Origin of the sequence: Pseudoalteromonas sp. TAB23 (genome assembly GCF_000498075.1) — a bacterium.
Lineage (GTDB): Bacteria > Pseudomonadota > Gammaproteobacteria > Enterobacterales > Alteromonadaceae > Pseudoalteromonas > Pseudoalteromonas arctica.
In genome coordinates this window covers 1-14,454 of record NZ_AUTP01000145.1, presented here as the reverse complement: position 1 = coordinate 14,454, position 14,454 = coordinate 1, and the positions used below count along the sequence as shown (strand labels likewise).

The 14,454-nt window shown below is 37.2% G+C and carries 9 protein-coding genes and 1 pseudogene; 4 read left to right on the top strand and 6 right to left on the bottom strand.

Annotation, left to right across the window (positions count from 1 at the left end; all coding sequences use genetic code 11):
- Window positions 1–240 precede the first annotated feature (240 nt).
- Together L654_RS0105660 and L654_RS0105655 are read right to left on the bottom strand one after the other, a co-directional pair.
- Complete coding sequence (locus L654_RS0105660; RefSeq protein ID WP_024607515.1) at window positions 241–3,414, bottom strand: TonB-dependent receptor; 3,174 nt, start codon at window positions 3,412–3,414, stop codon at window positions 241–243.
- Window positions 3,415–3,457: 43 nt separating this feature from the next.
- The gene (locus L654_RS0105655; protein WP_007582418.1) at window positions 3,458–4,312 is read right to left on the bottom strand and encodes a S1/P1 nuclease; all 855 of its coding nucleotides are present in this window, start codon (window positions 4,310–4,312) and stop codon (window positions 3,458–3,460) included.
- A 251-nt stretch (window positions 4,313–4,563) separates the two neighbouring features.
- Here L654_RS0105655 and L654_RS0105650 point away from each other — a divergent pair, with 251 nt between their 5' ends.
- Both L654_RS0105650 and L654_RS0105645 read left to right on the top strand, forming a co-directional pair.
- Window positions 4,564–5,430: a hypothetical protein gene (locus tag L654_RS0105650; RefSeq protein ID WP_029753513.1), complete on the top strand. Its 867-nt coding sequence runs from the start codon at window positions 4,564–4,566 to the stop codon at window positions 5,428–5,430.
- A complete protein-coding gene (locus L654_RS0105645) occupies window positions 5,423–6,367 on the top strand; it encodes a hypothetical protein (protein ID WP_024591813.1) in 945 nt (314 codons plus the stop codon). The genes L654_RS0105650 and L654_RS0105645 overlap by 8 nt, the downstream gene beginning before the upstream one ends.
- Before the next feature lie 26 nt (window positions 6,368–6,393).
- Here the strand turns inward: L654_RS0105645 and ushA are convergent, their stop codons facing one another.
- Both ushA and L654_RS0105635 read right to left on the bottom strand, forming a co-directional pair.
- Window positions 6,394–8,025, bottom strand: a complete 1,632-nt coding sequence (ushA, locus tag L654_RS0105640; RefSeq protein WP_024607513.1) for a bifunctional UDP-sugar hydrolase/5'-nucleotidase UshA — start codon at window positions 8,023–8,025, stop codon at window positions 6,394–6,396.
- Between the two features lie 87 nt (window positions 8,026–8,112).
- Complete coding sequence (locus L654_RS0105635) at window positions 8,113–8,298, bottom strand: hypothetical protein (protein ID WP_024607512.1); 186 nt, start codon at window positions 8,296–8,298, stop codon at window positions 8,113–8,115.
- Window positions 8,299–8,546: 248 nt separating this feature from the next.
- Between L654_RS0105635 and L654_RS0105630 the strand changes: the two genes are divergently transcribed.
- Window positions 8,547–9,287, top strand: coding sequence for a peptidylprolyl isomerase (locus tag L654_RS0105630; protein WP_024607511.1), 741 nt, complete (start codon window positions 8,547–8,549; stop codon window positions 9,285–9,287).
- A gap of 64 nt (window positions 9,288–9,351) precedes the next feature.
- On the opposite strand, the gene L654_RS0105625 is transcribed toward L654_RS0105630, so the two are convergent.
- On the bottom strand, window positions 9,352–9,768 hold the full coding sequence (locus L654_RS0105625) for an MAPEG family protein (RefSeq protein WP_024593147.1): 417 nt from the start codon (window positions 9,766–9,768) through the stop codon (window positions 9,352–9,354).
- Window positions 9,769–10,006: 238 nt separating this feature from the next.
- Here L654_RS0105625 and L654_RS01000000125570 point away from each other — a divergent pair.
- A pseudogene (locus tag L654_RS01000000125570) lies at window positions 10,007–12,875 on the top strand (insulinase family protein).
- Between the two features lie 248 nt (window positions 12,876–13,123).
- Here the strand turns inward: L654_RS01000000125570 and L654_RS0105615 are convergent.
- On the bottom strand, window positions 13,124–14,454 hold a 1,331-nt coding region (locus L654_RS0105615), incomplete at its 5' end, for a Na+/H+ antiporter NhaC family protein (protein ID WP_024607510.1).

Sequence of the window (14,454 nt, the reverse complement as noted above, 5' to 3'; positions counted from 1 at the left end):
CTAGTGTACCTTATTTATTCGTTACAAATAAAATACAACTGCAATATATTTTTAATAAATAGTACTATTTTTGTCTATTTGAGTGTTTTTTTGAGCAATAACTCTATATCGGGGTATATATTACGTGGGCTTTATGACAAACATGTGAAATTGGGGTGTGAAAAACAAAAAACCCATTACAATTTTGCAATGGGTTTTGTTAACAAATAACTTAATGTGTTATTACTTACCTATTAAGACTTAAAACTTGTAGCTAATACCAACTTTAGCCTGCCAAGCTGATGACGATGAACTGATTTGCGAGTAATTACGCACATCCGCACCACCAAAGCTGTTGTCTATTTTATATCTACCTTGGTCATCAAGACCACCAAAGTCATAAATAGTTTGGTTAGAGTAACCTAAGCGTTTTTCTACACCCCAATCGCTGTTTAGAAGGTTTGCGAAATTATCAATCATTAGATAAACCTCACCAGTGTGACCTTCAGCAAAGCCAGGTATTTCTTGCTTAATGCTAACGTCCATTGTAGTAACCCAAGGTTGCGTTGCTGTATTTTTACCTAAAATCCCACCACGTTGAGATATACCAGCACGCTCTAATAACGGTTCTAACTCAGCCCAAGTCATTTTAGAATCAGCCCAATTTACATTCGGATCATCAGCACCTGTAGGGATATAAGGTAAGTAAGCACCATTAGTGAATAAAGAGCTAGTATCACCTAAGTCTTCATCTTTATACATATTCATTGTGTAACTAAATGGGCGACCTGAACGACGTTCAAAATAAACATTGAACTTGGTTGCATATCCTTCAAAAAATTCAGTGTTATACGCTAAGTTAATTTTAAAGCTGTGCTCAACTTCGTAAAAGCCACGTGCTGCAATATCTTCATTACGATTTACTGTAATATTGTGCTTATAGTTACCTTCTGCCTGAGAAGCTGAACCTGCTGATGATTCTGTAACATCTTGGTGAGCATAGCTTGCAGATACAAACAGGCCATTGTCCCATTGTTTAGCAATACCCGTTGAAATAATAATTGAACGACCATCATCCGATGAATTAGTCATTTCTATGTCAACATTATCGCCACTGTAAATACTTTGATTGATAACACGTTCGCCGTCCGCAGCTAAGCCTACTGGGTTAATAGACGAATTATGCCATACCGCTTCATTCTCTTTTTTATGGTAAGCAATTTCTGCTTGCCATTTAAAGCCATCACCTAATAGTTCAGAATCAAACTCATATTCAAAACCTATTTGGGTGCGAATGCTTGAAGGCAATTTAAAATCAGGGTCGATATACGCAACGCTACCAGCACCTTGCTCTAATGTATTTTTTATTTCATCAGGAACCTGAGTAATATCAGCTGTGTTATTTGCATAGTAATCATTAATTACATCGTTTTGTGCTGATACTAAAGTAATGCCATCACTTTGGAATGAATTGTTATACCAAACATTTGGAATGCCGCCTTGGAAACGACCAATACCACCATTAATAGTAAGCGCTTCTGTTACGTAGTACTTAAAGCCAACACGAGGAAGTATAATGTCTAGGCCATCAAGATTTTCTTGGTTAGTAAAGCCATACGTATTAGCAAAGTTTTCATTTAGAGTTGGTTTATCATCAGATGATAAGCGCTCATAACGAACACCTGCTGTAACTTCTAAATCATCACCTACATAAAAAGTATCTTCTATGTAAAGCGCTAGCTGGTTACGTCTTACATCATATGCTGTATCAGCTGAATCATTAGTGTAAGCATTTTGATAAGAGAAATCATAAGAACCAATTTCACGGTTTTCAAAATTTTCTAAGCTATCAAATTTCCACGTTCCAAGAGAGTTTTGAGCAAACAAGTTATATAAACGAAGTGACTCGTACTGAGCTCCAAAGTTTATTTCATGCTCATCCATTAAATACGTAGCGTCTAACGTAAAAGTTAGGTTTTGTGTTTCTGAACGGTTTGCATGGCGGTATTGATCTGTACCAAAGTTGTAAGAAGGACCATTTCGACCGTCTTCCTCAACAGTAATGCTTCCTAAGTTAGAGCGAGTTGCGCTATCAGAGGTCACATCTTTATACGACACACCAATTTCTGTTGAAAAGTTTTCAGTCCAATCAGAGTAAAGTTTAGATGAAAAGTTATTAAACTTAGTTACGTATGCATAAGTGCTTGAAACTAAGGCTATATTATCACCGCCAGTGCTAGAGTTACGCTCATCTTGGTCGTCTTGCCATTGATAAGTGAAATCTAAACGGTGGTCATCACTTGCGTTCCAACTTAATTTAACAAGCAAGTTTTTGTTTGTATCTTCTGGCGCACCGGCTAATGAATCAGTTAAGCCGTATTCATTATTTAAGATAGAAATGAAACGATTATAGTTAGCTTCAGAAGTATTAAATTCATTTGAAGCACCAGAACCGTCAAAGCCGTAATCTAGATCTAATTCACTTGACCATTCTGCATAGTTAACAAAGTAAAACAGTTCATCTTCAATAATCGCTCCACCGACATTAAAACCAAATCTTTCTTCAGTTTTAATCGGCTCTACTTTATTTGTAGAGTAAGTTTTATGACCTAGCTCATCAAGATCGTCTTCTTGTACAATATTATCAACATCGCCAGCTATCTCAGGAGTAGATATTTCATAAAAGCCAGAGAATTTAAACTCATTCGTACCAGACTTTGTTACTGCGTTAATAGTACCGCCACCAAAGTTACCTTTAGAAGCTGAGAAAGGAGATACATCAACAGAAACTTGTTCAATAGCGTCAAGTGCTACAGGAGGCTGAGAAGTAGGGTAGCCACCAAAGTTCAAGCCAAAGTCATCATTTTGACCAATACCGTCAACTGTTAAACCGTTGGTACGAGGGTTACTACCTGCAAACGTTAGCTCGCCATTGCCATTAATACTGGCAAGTGGGTTTAAGCGCGCAATATCTTTAATGTCGCGATTAAAGCTTGGCATATTTTCAATAGTATCAGAGCCAAATGTACTGCTAGAGCCACCTGATTGTTGAACAATCTTATAACCAGACACTTCAATCTTTTCGATGTTTAGCGGAGCAAGCTGCGAGCTTAAACGGTAAGTTTCACCAAGGTTCAAGTATATATTTTCAACAGTGGTATCGTTAAACGTATCAGAATCAATGATAACCATGTAAGGACCACCTACACGTAAACCATTAGCGATAAACGTACCACTTTCGTTTGTAGTTAGTTCGCTAATAGTTCCCGTTGGTTGGTGAATTACTTTGATTTTAACGTTTGCAGCACTGCCACCTGAAGGCGTTGTAATTTTACCACGCATTGCAGATGAAGTATCAGCAGCCATTGCGCTTGTAGAAACACCTAGAGCTAAAATTACCGCTCCAGTTAATTTCGAAAGGCGAAGCTTAGTCATAATGTTGATTTCCCGTGTGTAGGTTATATAAATTTAATACAGTTTATTTGTCAGTCGTCATTTTCAGTGCCGTTTCTAACTCTTTTGCAGAAGGGTCAAATAGGGCATTTAGTAATCCAGCTAATCGAATACCCGCTTGTTGTAAGCGCGTCTTTATAATTGGAGTATTGTTATATATGTAGCTATAACCAATTTCGTTGTTGGTATATTTATAAATTTTTGTGGCTAAATTATGAGATTCTTCAACCCATGTCATAGGTGAGCTTTGTAAATACTCAGCAATTAACTCGCTGTTATTTGTATCAATAAATTGTGCGTACTCAGTAAACGATAAATTCTCGTTCTCAACTAACTTTGTATCCCAAAGGCTGTGAAGATTTGTTTCTTCGTTAAAAAATGAAACCTTAATACGGTTGCCACCTCTATCTTCACTTCGACCAGCATGAAATGGTTGGTGACTATCGCCCACCAAATGTACTAAAAAACGTAAACTGAACTGTTTAGCATCTAAGGTGCTATTTTTATCAGTGAGCGTTTGCATTGAATAGTGAATGCCTTCTAGGATATTACTTACAGATTCTTTGTTTTTAGTGTGATCGTGATTGAAGCTGAAAGATTTTCCTGGTGCTGCATTAATATAATGCCAACGAGATGATTGCTTTTGCCAAAACTCGCCAGGGGCAGAGCGCATTTCATCAGGCCACGTTGATATTTGTGCAAGTGATTCACCATCAAGGTAGGGTTGTATTGCCGCTTTAGTTGTTTCGCTTATATGAGATTCTGCAATCTTACCTACAATGCGGTGGCCATTTTGACCCCAAGCATGTGAGTCAGTGCTTGTAAATATTGCACTAATCAAAAGCGCAGAAGATATCGAGTACTTTATATTGCTATGCATTAGAACTTCCTTAATGAATATTTCATGGCGTTGCTACAGGCTAATGCGGTCAATTGTCCTTACTTTTGGTGTTGATAGGAAGGACTCATTAAAATTCATAGTTTCTTATTCACATTACTTTTAAATCAATGGTTTATGTTTAACAGGTAAAATTACTTGTTGTAATAAGTAAGCGAAATTGTTCAAATGCACTATATAGTCTATTTTTGAGTGGCATTGCTTTGAATTTTAAAAATATCGTGTTGCACAAAATGTTAATTGTTACATTTTTGTTTCTATTGTTGGTCGTTACGTGGGTTTGCGGTCAAGTTAGTGTATACAATGATGAATTACACTTTCCAGTTATGATCGAAACCTCAACAGAGTGTCAAACAACTGCAACAAGTAACAAAGGCCAATTAATTGTTTTTACGCAATCAAAAAAAATAGCTAAGTTATTAACACAAAAGTTATGCTCTGATAACGTGGTGGCTAAGCAATATGGCTCTGTAAAAGGGTATTGGGGGTATAGAACGGCAGACAGCTTTGAGTTTGTGGGTAAAGGAATTGCTGACTTAATTTTGGCTAAAAACAATATTATGGTAGCCTTTAAAGCAGAGTCGACATATAACTACCAGCCCGTTGTTGGTTTTTCTGACTACACGGCTTTTTTTATATCTTCTAAAGAAAAACCTCGAGTCACTAAACAATACTTTTTAGATAAGCGCATAGGTTTGCTTGATTATCCGACCAGCCGATCAGGGCATATTTTACCAAAGCAAACGTTTAAAGAGTTGGATATTAATTTAGCCAATTTGAAAATCACTTATGCTAGCTCTCATAACGAATTACGTGATTTACTCGCTAATGGAAAAGTAGATATTATTGCTTCGTTTTGGAAAGAGAGCGACGAAAAACGTTTTTCAAAAAACTATATTACGCCATTGAGTAATAATATTTCTGGAACAAGATGGTATTTAAAAATGCAGCAAAACAACACTGATTTATTATGCGCAGTGCAGGAAAATTTGCTTGATATGTCTAAAGATCAAAGTTTGCATTACTATCAAAACGTCCAGCCATTTTGGCGCTGTGGCGCCAGCTTAGTAGGCTTAAAAGAGGAGGCTGGTGATGAGTAAGTATAAGCAATTACTTGTTATTATAAGTTTGTTTTTTATTTTGTCGTCTGTCTTTTATATTTCTGTAACTCAAAAAAGCCAGCAAGTAGCTAAACAAAAAATTACGCAGATAGAAAGGCAAATAGCACTCGACTTACCCTTACTCGATTTATCGAATGAGCTGCTAAAGCATTCAGGTAATAAAGATGCAGTTAACAGCTACATTAAAACTTTAAACAGCTACATTAATTCGAACGAGCTCAAAGTTGTTGCTATTGCACCAAAAAACGAGATGGTAACACCTGTAAACTCACACCAAATAATACGTAGTTTGAGCACTAGTAATGGGTTCGTATTAGTTGTATTTAACGTCCAACAAACCCACTTTACATTGAGTCATTTTATTTACTATTTTATATTTTTAGTATTAAGTGTGTTGATTAGTTTTTGGATGAAATTTGCGTTTATTAAACAGAGCAATAAGCAGTTTAATAATGCACAGCATCAATCAATTGTAGAGCCTACGCCGTTGATACTTATTGTTGACCTTAATGATAAAACATTATCAAGTAGTTGTAATACAGAACAAAAAATGTGTTTAGCCAATAAGCCATTGTGCTTTTATTTAGCACTTGTAGAGTATTGTACAAATAACGATGATGTAGCGCTTAGTCATAATAAAGATGTGCCAGAGGAGCTGCTAGAGCTTGCTAACAAGTATTTTTATAGGTTGGTCGAACTCGGCCATACAGTTAGAAAAAGGCCTAACTTTAATAATAGCCTAGAAAAAACCCTGAGCGAAGTACGTGCTGCATTAGATGAAGTACTCAGCGAGTATCCCGAAGAAAAAGAGTTATATTATCCACCTAAAGCATACGGGGAGGGTTCTCGCTCTCGTCTGCATAGTTATGGGCTGGCAAATATTAAAAAGGGCAGTATTGAAATAATAGGAAAGTAACAAGGTTACTTTCCTATTATTAGAGGCTATTTAGGAGTAAATTCAGCCGTTTTAAGAGGGCTGTTTTTTGATATAAAATCTTGAAGTGCTTGGGCATCTGTTTCGTCTGTACTAACAAAGCCTTTTTTATTTGTAAGCGCAGGATAGCCATCACCGCCTGATGCGTTATAGCTATTTAAGCTCATACGGTAAGTTTTATTTTTGTTCAAAGGTTGGCCGTTAATAACAACATTAACTAACTGATTATTTTTACGCTCAAACGATAGTTTATGGTATTGCAAATAAGCGCCAGCATCCGGTGGGAAGCTCGTTACTGTATTTAAATAGTCCCATAAATCACTGCCTTGCCAATCCATGTAAGTAATACGATTTTTAAAAGGATGTACTTTTAAAATATCTTTATAGCTCACTTCACCAGCCTCTATTGAGCTGCGAATACCACCACCACTTATTAGTCCAAAGTCTGCACCCACTACATCCATTTGAGCTTGAATAATTACGCGTGCAAGATTTGTTTGTTGGTAGCGAACTTTGTTTCTGTCACCTTCTAAGCGAGCATCTACTTCACCAATGGTACCTTCAATTTGTTTAGCGCCTTTAGCTTGATATACCGCTAAATAAGATTCAAGTTTTGAGTCTGGTTTAATGTACTCGTTTGCTAACACTTCTTTAGTTGAGCCATCAGCTTGTACTTTATCTACATACAAATTAACTGGCATCAGTTTGTAGTCTAGTAACGTTAATTTTCCGTCTTCAAGCTTAAACTCAGCTTTACCAACATACTTACCCCATTCATGGGCTTGCATAATGTAAGTACCGTTTTGCTGGTCTGGTTTACAGGCAAGGCCAGGTTTAAAGTTATCATCATTTACATTTGTATCACTCATACACACAGGTTCTTGTGAGTGACCGCCAATGATCATATCAAGCGTGTTTGCAGGAAGTGAGCGAGCAAGTGTTACATCACCGGGTGCGTTAATACCAAAGCTAGCATCAACATAATGACCCATATGAGTCAGGGCGATTGTAATGTCAGGGTTGTACTTAGCTTTTATTTCTTTAGCTAGTTTTGCTGTAACGTCAACAGGATCTTTAAACTCTAAGTGCCCAATATATTGAGGATTACCAATTTTAGCTGTGTCGGTTGTTGTTAAACCAATAACAGCAATAGTTAATCCATTCTTTTTGAATATTTTATAGCTATCAAACGCGTGTTCGCCTGACTCTTTTTCAAATATATTGGCTGATAGAAAAGGGAAATTTACCCATTTTTGCTGTTGCTTCAATACATCAATAGGGTTGTCGAATTCGTGATTGCCCAATGCCATTGCATCGTAACCAATCAGCGACATACCTTTAAAGTCAGGCTCTGCTTTTTGTAAGTCTGACTCAGGAATACCTGTATTTATATCACCACCAGAGAGTAGTAATACTGCATGACCTTGCTTTTGAGCTTTATTGCGTAAAGAGTCAATTAACGTTTTGCGAGCGGCCATACCGTATTCGCCTTTTTCGTTTTGCCAAAAACGCCCGTGGTTATCATTAGTATGAAGAACAGTTAAATATTTAGTCGGGGTAGCGCTAAACACGGATTCAGGAGCAGGAGATGTGCATCCGAGTACACTAAAAATAACCGAAAATAAAATAATTATACGCATAAAATACCTATGGATTAAGGTCTACTTAATTTATCAGGCAGCTAGTTTAAACTAGTTCTATGCTAAAAAAACGTACTTATTTACATTTTATTTGGAAGGGGCTGTTAATTGGTTTGTGGCAGCACGTTCACGACGCTTCAACTCCGTATTCGCGTACTCTCGCTTATGGTGATTAGTACCTATCATCCAGGTTAAAAAGCTTGCTGGCAGTTTTGTATAGCGTTCGCCTTTGTGTAAACCAAAGTCGCAAATTGCATGTTTAGTGTGTGGCATTATAAGATCCTGTTGTTTTGTGTTTTTTAAAGGTAACAAAAAGTAGCCACACTCTTAAGATGATTTAATTTTAAATAATTAGATTTATATATCTAAAAAGAATATAAGTAATGATATATGTAATTAATTTGTTATCAACACGGTCTAATTTGTATCAACTCGCACTTTAGAATCGATTTTAATCGCCTATGGTATTAATGTGTTAACGCATTAACAATTATCTAAAAATATAACAACAGGAATACAACATGAAAAAACTTTTACTTGGCTCAGTACTCGCCGCAGCAAGCTTTACAAGTACTGCCACTATTGTCGAAATGAACACGAGCCAAGGTGTCATAGAAATTAACTTGTTTGATCAACAAACACCTAAAACAGTTGCAAATTTTTTAAGTTACGTTCAAGACGATTCATATAACGAAACAGTAATTCACCGCTCTGTTAGTAACTTTGTTATTCAAGGGGGGGGATTTACATTTTCTGACTCGCTAGATGCGATTACCACAAAACCTGCTGTAGAAAATGAACCCGTTTTTTCTAATGTTAAGGGCACCATTGCGATGGCTAAACTATCGGGTGATGCTAATAGCGCAACAAGCCAGTGGTTTTTTAATATTACAGACAATAGTGCAGCACTTGATACGCAAAACGGTGGCTTTACTGTGTTTGGACAAATTACTGCAGCAAGCCAATCAACGTTAGATAAAATTGCAGCATTAGTACACTGTGGTGAAACACCCGTTGTTGGTTTTACTGCTGAACAATGTGCAAGTACTGATGTAACAATTAGCAATGCTAATTTAGTGACTATTCAAAATGTGGCGATAATGGATGATGATCCTAATTCAGCCGCAGGTCTTACTGTTACTGAAAATACGCTAATTGATTCTAACTCATCAACAGATTCAGGTAGCAGTTCTGGCGGCGGGTTAATTTGGCTGTTAGGTGCTTTTTTACTTGCGGTACCTCGTTTAAAACGTGCTAAATAATTAAAATTAACGGTAATGTGGATGGCGTAAACCAGCCGCCCACATTATTATTAAACTTTGCTGTTTAAAGTAATACTCGCCAAACCATCGCAAGCCAAATTGAAAACACACAAGCACAACCTAGTAAAAACACTTTAAAACGTGCTCGTACGTTATTTTCACCTAAATGAATAACACTATGCACAATACGTGTTGCTACAAATAAACAGGCCAGTATAGCCACAAGTGTACTGGCGCTATTTAGCTGTAGTGCAAGTAAACACCCCGCGTAAAAAAGCACAGGTATTTCAAACTGATTTGAAAAGTTTCTATCTGCAACCCTAATAGTGTCGCCAGCCTTATCTAATTGCATTGTTTTAAAATCGCTTAAATCTAATTGTTTGTTTTTAGCTGCTGCAAAGCGCCTTTTACCCATAATGAGCATGACAACCAGTGAAAGCGTAACTTGTGCAAACATGGCAAGTATGATGATTTTTTCCATTGTTTTTCCTTATTATTATTTAGAATTTGCGTATTTTTTGATATTGAATGATTTTTAATCTCGAAGGTTGGCAGACTCGCAACTAATAGCCGATTATGAAGACATTTTTCACAATGTGTTACACAAAATAGCGTTATTTTGTAGAAAGTTATTAATTGAAAATGTTAGTTTAGCTTAACTATATTGCTTTGAATTGGCGCATGCTATTTTGCGCAATACTTTTTAATGGAAAACAAAAATGAAAAAGATTATTGGTTTTAGTGCTATCGCACTTGCAGTTTTAAGTGGTTGTTCAAATACAGCTTCGGTTTCTGTGGCGCCTCCGGCCTCTTTATTATCAGACTCGTTAGTCGTAAGCCCTAACGATAACCGCGAATATAAAACACTTAAATTAGCAAACGACATTGAAGTTATTTTAGTGTCTGATCCTGGTGCTGAAAAGTCAGCAGCGGCACTAAGTGTAGGTGTTGGTTTACTACACGACCCGATGTCGCAACAGGGTATGGCGCATTATTTAGAGCACATGCTGTTTTTAGGCACTGATCGTTACCCAGATACAAAAGGGTATTCTGATTTTATGACCAAAAATGGTGGCGCGCACAATGCGTATACTTGGCTCGATATTACTAATTACATGTTTAAAATTAATAACGACGCGTTTGATGAAGGGCTAGACCGTTTTGCCGACTTTTTCAAAGCACCTAAGTTATACCCTGAATACACAGATAAAGAAAAAAATGCAGTAAACGCAGAGTGGTCAATGCGTCGCGAAATGGACTTTTTTGGTCAATTTAAACTAGCGCGTAAAATGATGGGCGATCACCCAGCTAATCGCTTTTTAATTGGTAACCTAGAAACACTTGGTGATAAAGAAAACAGTTCGCTTCATAAAGAAACGGTTGATTTTTATAATAAATATTATTCTGCAAATGTTATGAAAGTAGCGCTTATTTCTAATTTACCTATTGCTGAAATGGAGCAAAAAGCACAAAAATACTTTGCTGATATAAAAAATAAAAACATAGAAAAACCAACAGTGACTGCAAAACTTGATTTTGATAACGCTGGCGGAAAACGCGTGTTTTATGCACCAAATGAAGATGTAAAACAACTACAACTTGATTTTACCATTGCTAATAATAATAGCGAATTTGCCCTTAAACCAAACCGATTTGTAGCGTATTTACTAAGTAATGAAATGCCGGGCAGCCCAGCGCAATTGCTTCGTGACAAAGGGTGGGTGTCTCAGCTTTCAGCTTCAGCTGCACCAAATCAATATGGCAACTACGGTTCGTTAAACGTAAACGCAGAGCTTACAGATGAAGGCATGAAAAATCGTGATGAAATAGTTGCAACTATCATGCAGTACATCGATTTAATTAAAAAAGAAGGCGTTGATAGCAAGTACTTCAACGAAATTCGTACATCACTAAATAACCAATTTAAGTTTTTAGAAAAAGGTGATGAATTTAATTATGTAAGCTCACTTACACAAAGCATGCAAGACTATCCGTTAAATCACGCTATTAATGCACCTTACTATTATGCAAAATTTGACGCTGACGCTGTAAATAAAGTACTTGAGCAGTTAAATGCCGATACTCTTCGTATTTGGTATGTATCGCAGCAAGAAGAGACTGACTCGCAACTACACTTTTACGACGGCAAATACCGCATTAGTGATATTAGCGATGATGAAATTGCCAGCTGGAAAAAACCAAGCGAATTTAAGTTAGCACTACCAACTGTAAACAATTTATTGCCTGAAAATTTTGCAATAAAAACGCAAGCATTTAAAGAGCAAAAACACCCTGAGCTTGCTTACGATAAAAATGGTGTAAAAGTATGGCGCCAAGCAAGTCAAAAATTTGCAGAGCAGCCAAAAGGGCTTGTCGAAGTTTATATAAATACTCAACCAGGTTTGAACGATATTAAGGCAGAAGTACTTTATTCTGTTTGGGCTGATTTATACAATATTCAACAAAGTCAGTTAAGTACCGAAGCAGCAATCGCTGGTATGAGTGTAAGCCTTGCGCCGAGTAATGGTCTTGTTTTATCTATGAGTGGTTTTACAGATAAACAAGATGTATTGCTTAAACAAGCTTTAACCGGATTAAAAGCCGATGAAACAGCACAAGCATTTAGCCAAGCAGTTGATCGCTTTAAACGTAATTTACTAAACCAACAAAAACAGTTTCCGTATGCACAAGCATTTGGCGAGTATTCAAAACTAACGCGTACAGGTGGTTTTGATACAGACGCGCTTATTAAAGCCGCTGACTCAGTGAGTGTTGCCGACTTAGCACAATTAAAAACAGCTACGTTTGCACAAAACGATTTACGCGTATTTAGTTACGGTAACTACAATCAGCAAGATATAGACGCGATTGCAGACGAATTAAGTGCAACATTACCAAGTAATCATAAGCGCAGTGAATTTGCGCGCAGCAAAGCGTGGTTACCACAACCGGGCGAAACGCTGGTACTGCAAAAAGATATTGATGTAGCNTGATATGACCGTTCATCCTGTTGCGGGTTACAAACAAAAAGCAGAAGCGGCTGTATTACAAAGCCACTTTAGAACAGTTGCATTTGATAAAATGCGTACTGAGGAGCAGCTTGCATACGCAGTAGGTGCATTAGCTCGCCCAATCGAGGATTACTCAGCAATTGGTTTGTATATTCAAACACCAGTTAAAGGACCAAAAGAAATACAAGCTCGTTTTGATAAGTTTAAAAAAGAATACGCAGTTGAACTTGATAACATGAGCGAAGAGACTTTTGAGCAGCTGAAAAACTCTACCCTTGTATCACTTAAAGAGCAGCCTAAAAACTTAAGTGATGAAATGAGCCCACTTATTAACGATTGGTACCGTGAAAACTTTACCTTTGATTCTAAGCAAAAGCTGATTGATGAAGTTGAAAAAGTAACGCTTGCAGATATAAAAGACTACTACAAGCAAACAATGCTTAACCCTAATGCTGCACGTTTAAATGTGCAATTACGCGGGACTAAGTTTATAGAAAGTGACTTTGCCGATTTACCTAATCAAACTAAAATCACAACGCTTGATGCCTATTACAATGGTATTAAATTACAAAAATAAGCTTTATTTATTTAGCTAAAAATAAACCCCAATGTATTACTACATTGGGGTTTATTATTTATCTCACTATATTTACTAATAATACCAATTCGCTTAATTAAGTGATCTATTTTGAGGATGGAAAAACGTGTTGATAGCTAGGCAAAAAATTCGCTATTTAGTTGTTCTAAATGAAAATTTTTTAACGCAGGTAGCGACTCGTTTAGCCCCGCAAAATGATTAAGGATTATTGCGGATTGGTATAATATTTAAGCCATTATTAAAAAGCCTATAACAGCTAATGCCGCAGCAATTAGCGTGTAAGGCAATTGTGTAACGGCATGGCTCATTAAATTACAACCAGAGCCTTGCGCTGCGAGTACGGTTGAATCTGAGTAAAAACACGCTTGGCTACCAAAAGAGGAAGCCGATAATAGCGCACCAATGACCAGTGGTATGTTTGCATCAACCGCATTAGCCAGTGGCATAACAATGGGAATTGATACAGCAAAAATACCCCAGCTAGACCCTGTTGCAAACGCTAAAATAGCCATTGAAATAAATACCACGGCTGGTAAGTATGCAGCGGTCATATAAGGGCTTAAGCTGCCAATAACAAACTGAGGCAAACCAATTAAGTCGCATACATCTTTAAATATAAACGCAGCTATAACAGTACCAATCGCGGGGATCATACTTTTAAAGCCATCAAGCATGCGTTCAATCATTTCACTTACGCTCATTAATTTTTGTAGAGCATAAAACGGGAGAGTGACCGCCATTGTTGCTAATAAGCCTTTGTATACGTCTATTTCAAAGTAAACAGTAAATGCAACCAGTAAAATAATCGGCACCAAAAAGTTACGTAATTTACCTTTAGGATCAGCATCTTCAAAGTTCTCTTCTACGGCTTTTACTGCATATTCATCCGCTGTTTGAACGTCATTGTATTGAGCAGGGTCGACTTGAGCTTGCTCAATTTGTGCCATTTGCTCTGCTTTTTTCATTGGACCAATCGCAGGAATAATACCCAGCACAACAAGTAAAACAACAAGCACTGCAAACCACGCATAAAACATATACGGTATGGCTTGGATATAAACCGCAATCCCTTTGCCTTCTTCTGCAATACCGTTATCTACGAGTAAGCCACTAAAAAATACCGCCCAGGTAGATAAAGGGACAAGCACACAAATTGGTGCAGCAGTAGAGTCAACAACATAGGCAAGCATTTCGCGGCTAACTTTAAATTTATCGGTAATGCGTTTCATGGTCTCACCCACAGTAAGCGCATTTAAGTAGTCATCAATAAAAATAACCACACCTAAACAAAAGGTCATGAACAACGATGAACGCTTACCTTTGGTGTACTTAAGAGCTAACTTGCCAAAAGCTGATGCACCACCTGTACGCACTAATAGTGCGATAAGTGCGCCAAAACCACCACATACAAGTATTAGCCAGCCGATGGTTTCGTCTGTCATTACTTTTAGCGATGTACTCGCAAAGTTAGTAAGTACCTGTGCAGGATCGGCTATAACTAAACCAACTAAAGCACCAATAAGTAAAGATAAAATAGGGCGGCGTAATACAACAGCCA

Excerpts from the sequence above, each read along its gene's own strand:
- L654_RS0105660 (WP_024607515.1), bottom strand. The coding sequence starts at position 3,414 with ATGACTAAGCTTCGCCTTTCGAAATTAACTGGAGCGGTAATTTTAGCT.
- L654_RS0105655 (WP_007582418.1), bottom strand. The coding sequence starts at position 4,312 with ATGCATAGCAATATAAAGTACTCGATATCTTCTGCGCTTTTGATTAGT.
- L654_RS0105650 (WP_029753513.1), top strand. The coding sequence starts at position 4,564 with ATGTTAATTGTTACATTTTTGTTTCTATTGTTGGTCGTTACGTGGGTT.
- L654_RS0105645 (WP_024591813.1), top strand. The coding sequence starts at position 5,423 with ATGAGTAAGTATAAGCAATTACTTGTTATTATAAGTTTGTTTTTTATT.
- ushA (WP_024607513.1), bottom strand. The coding sequence starts at position 8,025 with ATGCGTATAATTATTTTATTTTCGGTTATTTTTAGTGTACTCGGATGC.
- L654_RS0105635 (WP_024607512.1), bottom strand. The coding sequence starts at position 8,298 with ATGCCACACACTAAACATGCAATTTGCGACTTTGGTTTACACAAAGGC.
- L654_RS0105630 (WP_024607511.1), top strand. The coding sequence starts at position 8,547 with ATGAAAAAACTTTTACTTGGCTCAGTACTCGCCGCAGCAAGCTTTACA.
- L654_RS0105625 (WP_024593147.1), bottom strand. The coding sequence starts at position 9,768 with ATGGAAAAAATCATCATACTTGCCATGTTTGCACAAGTTACGCTTTCA.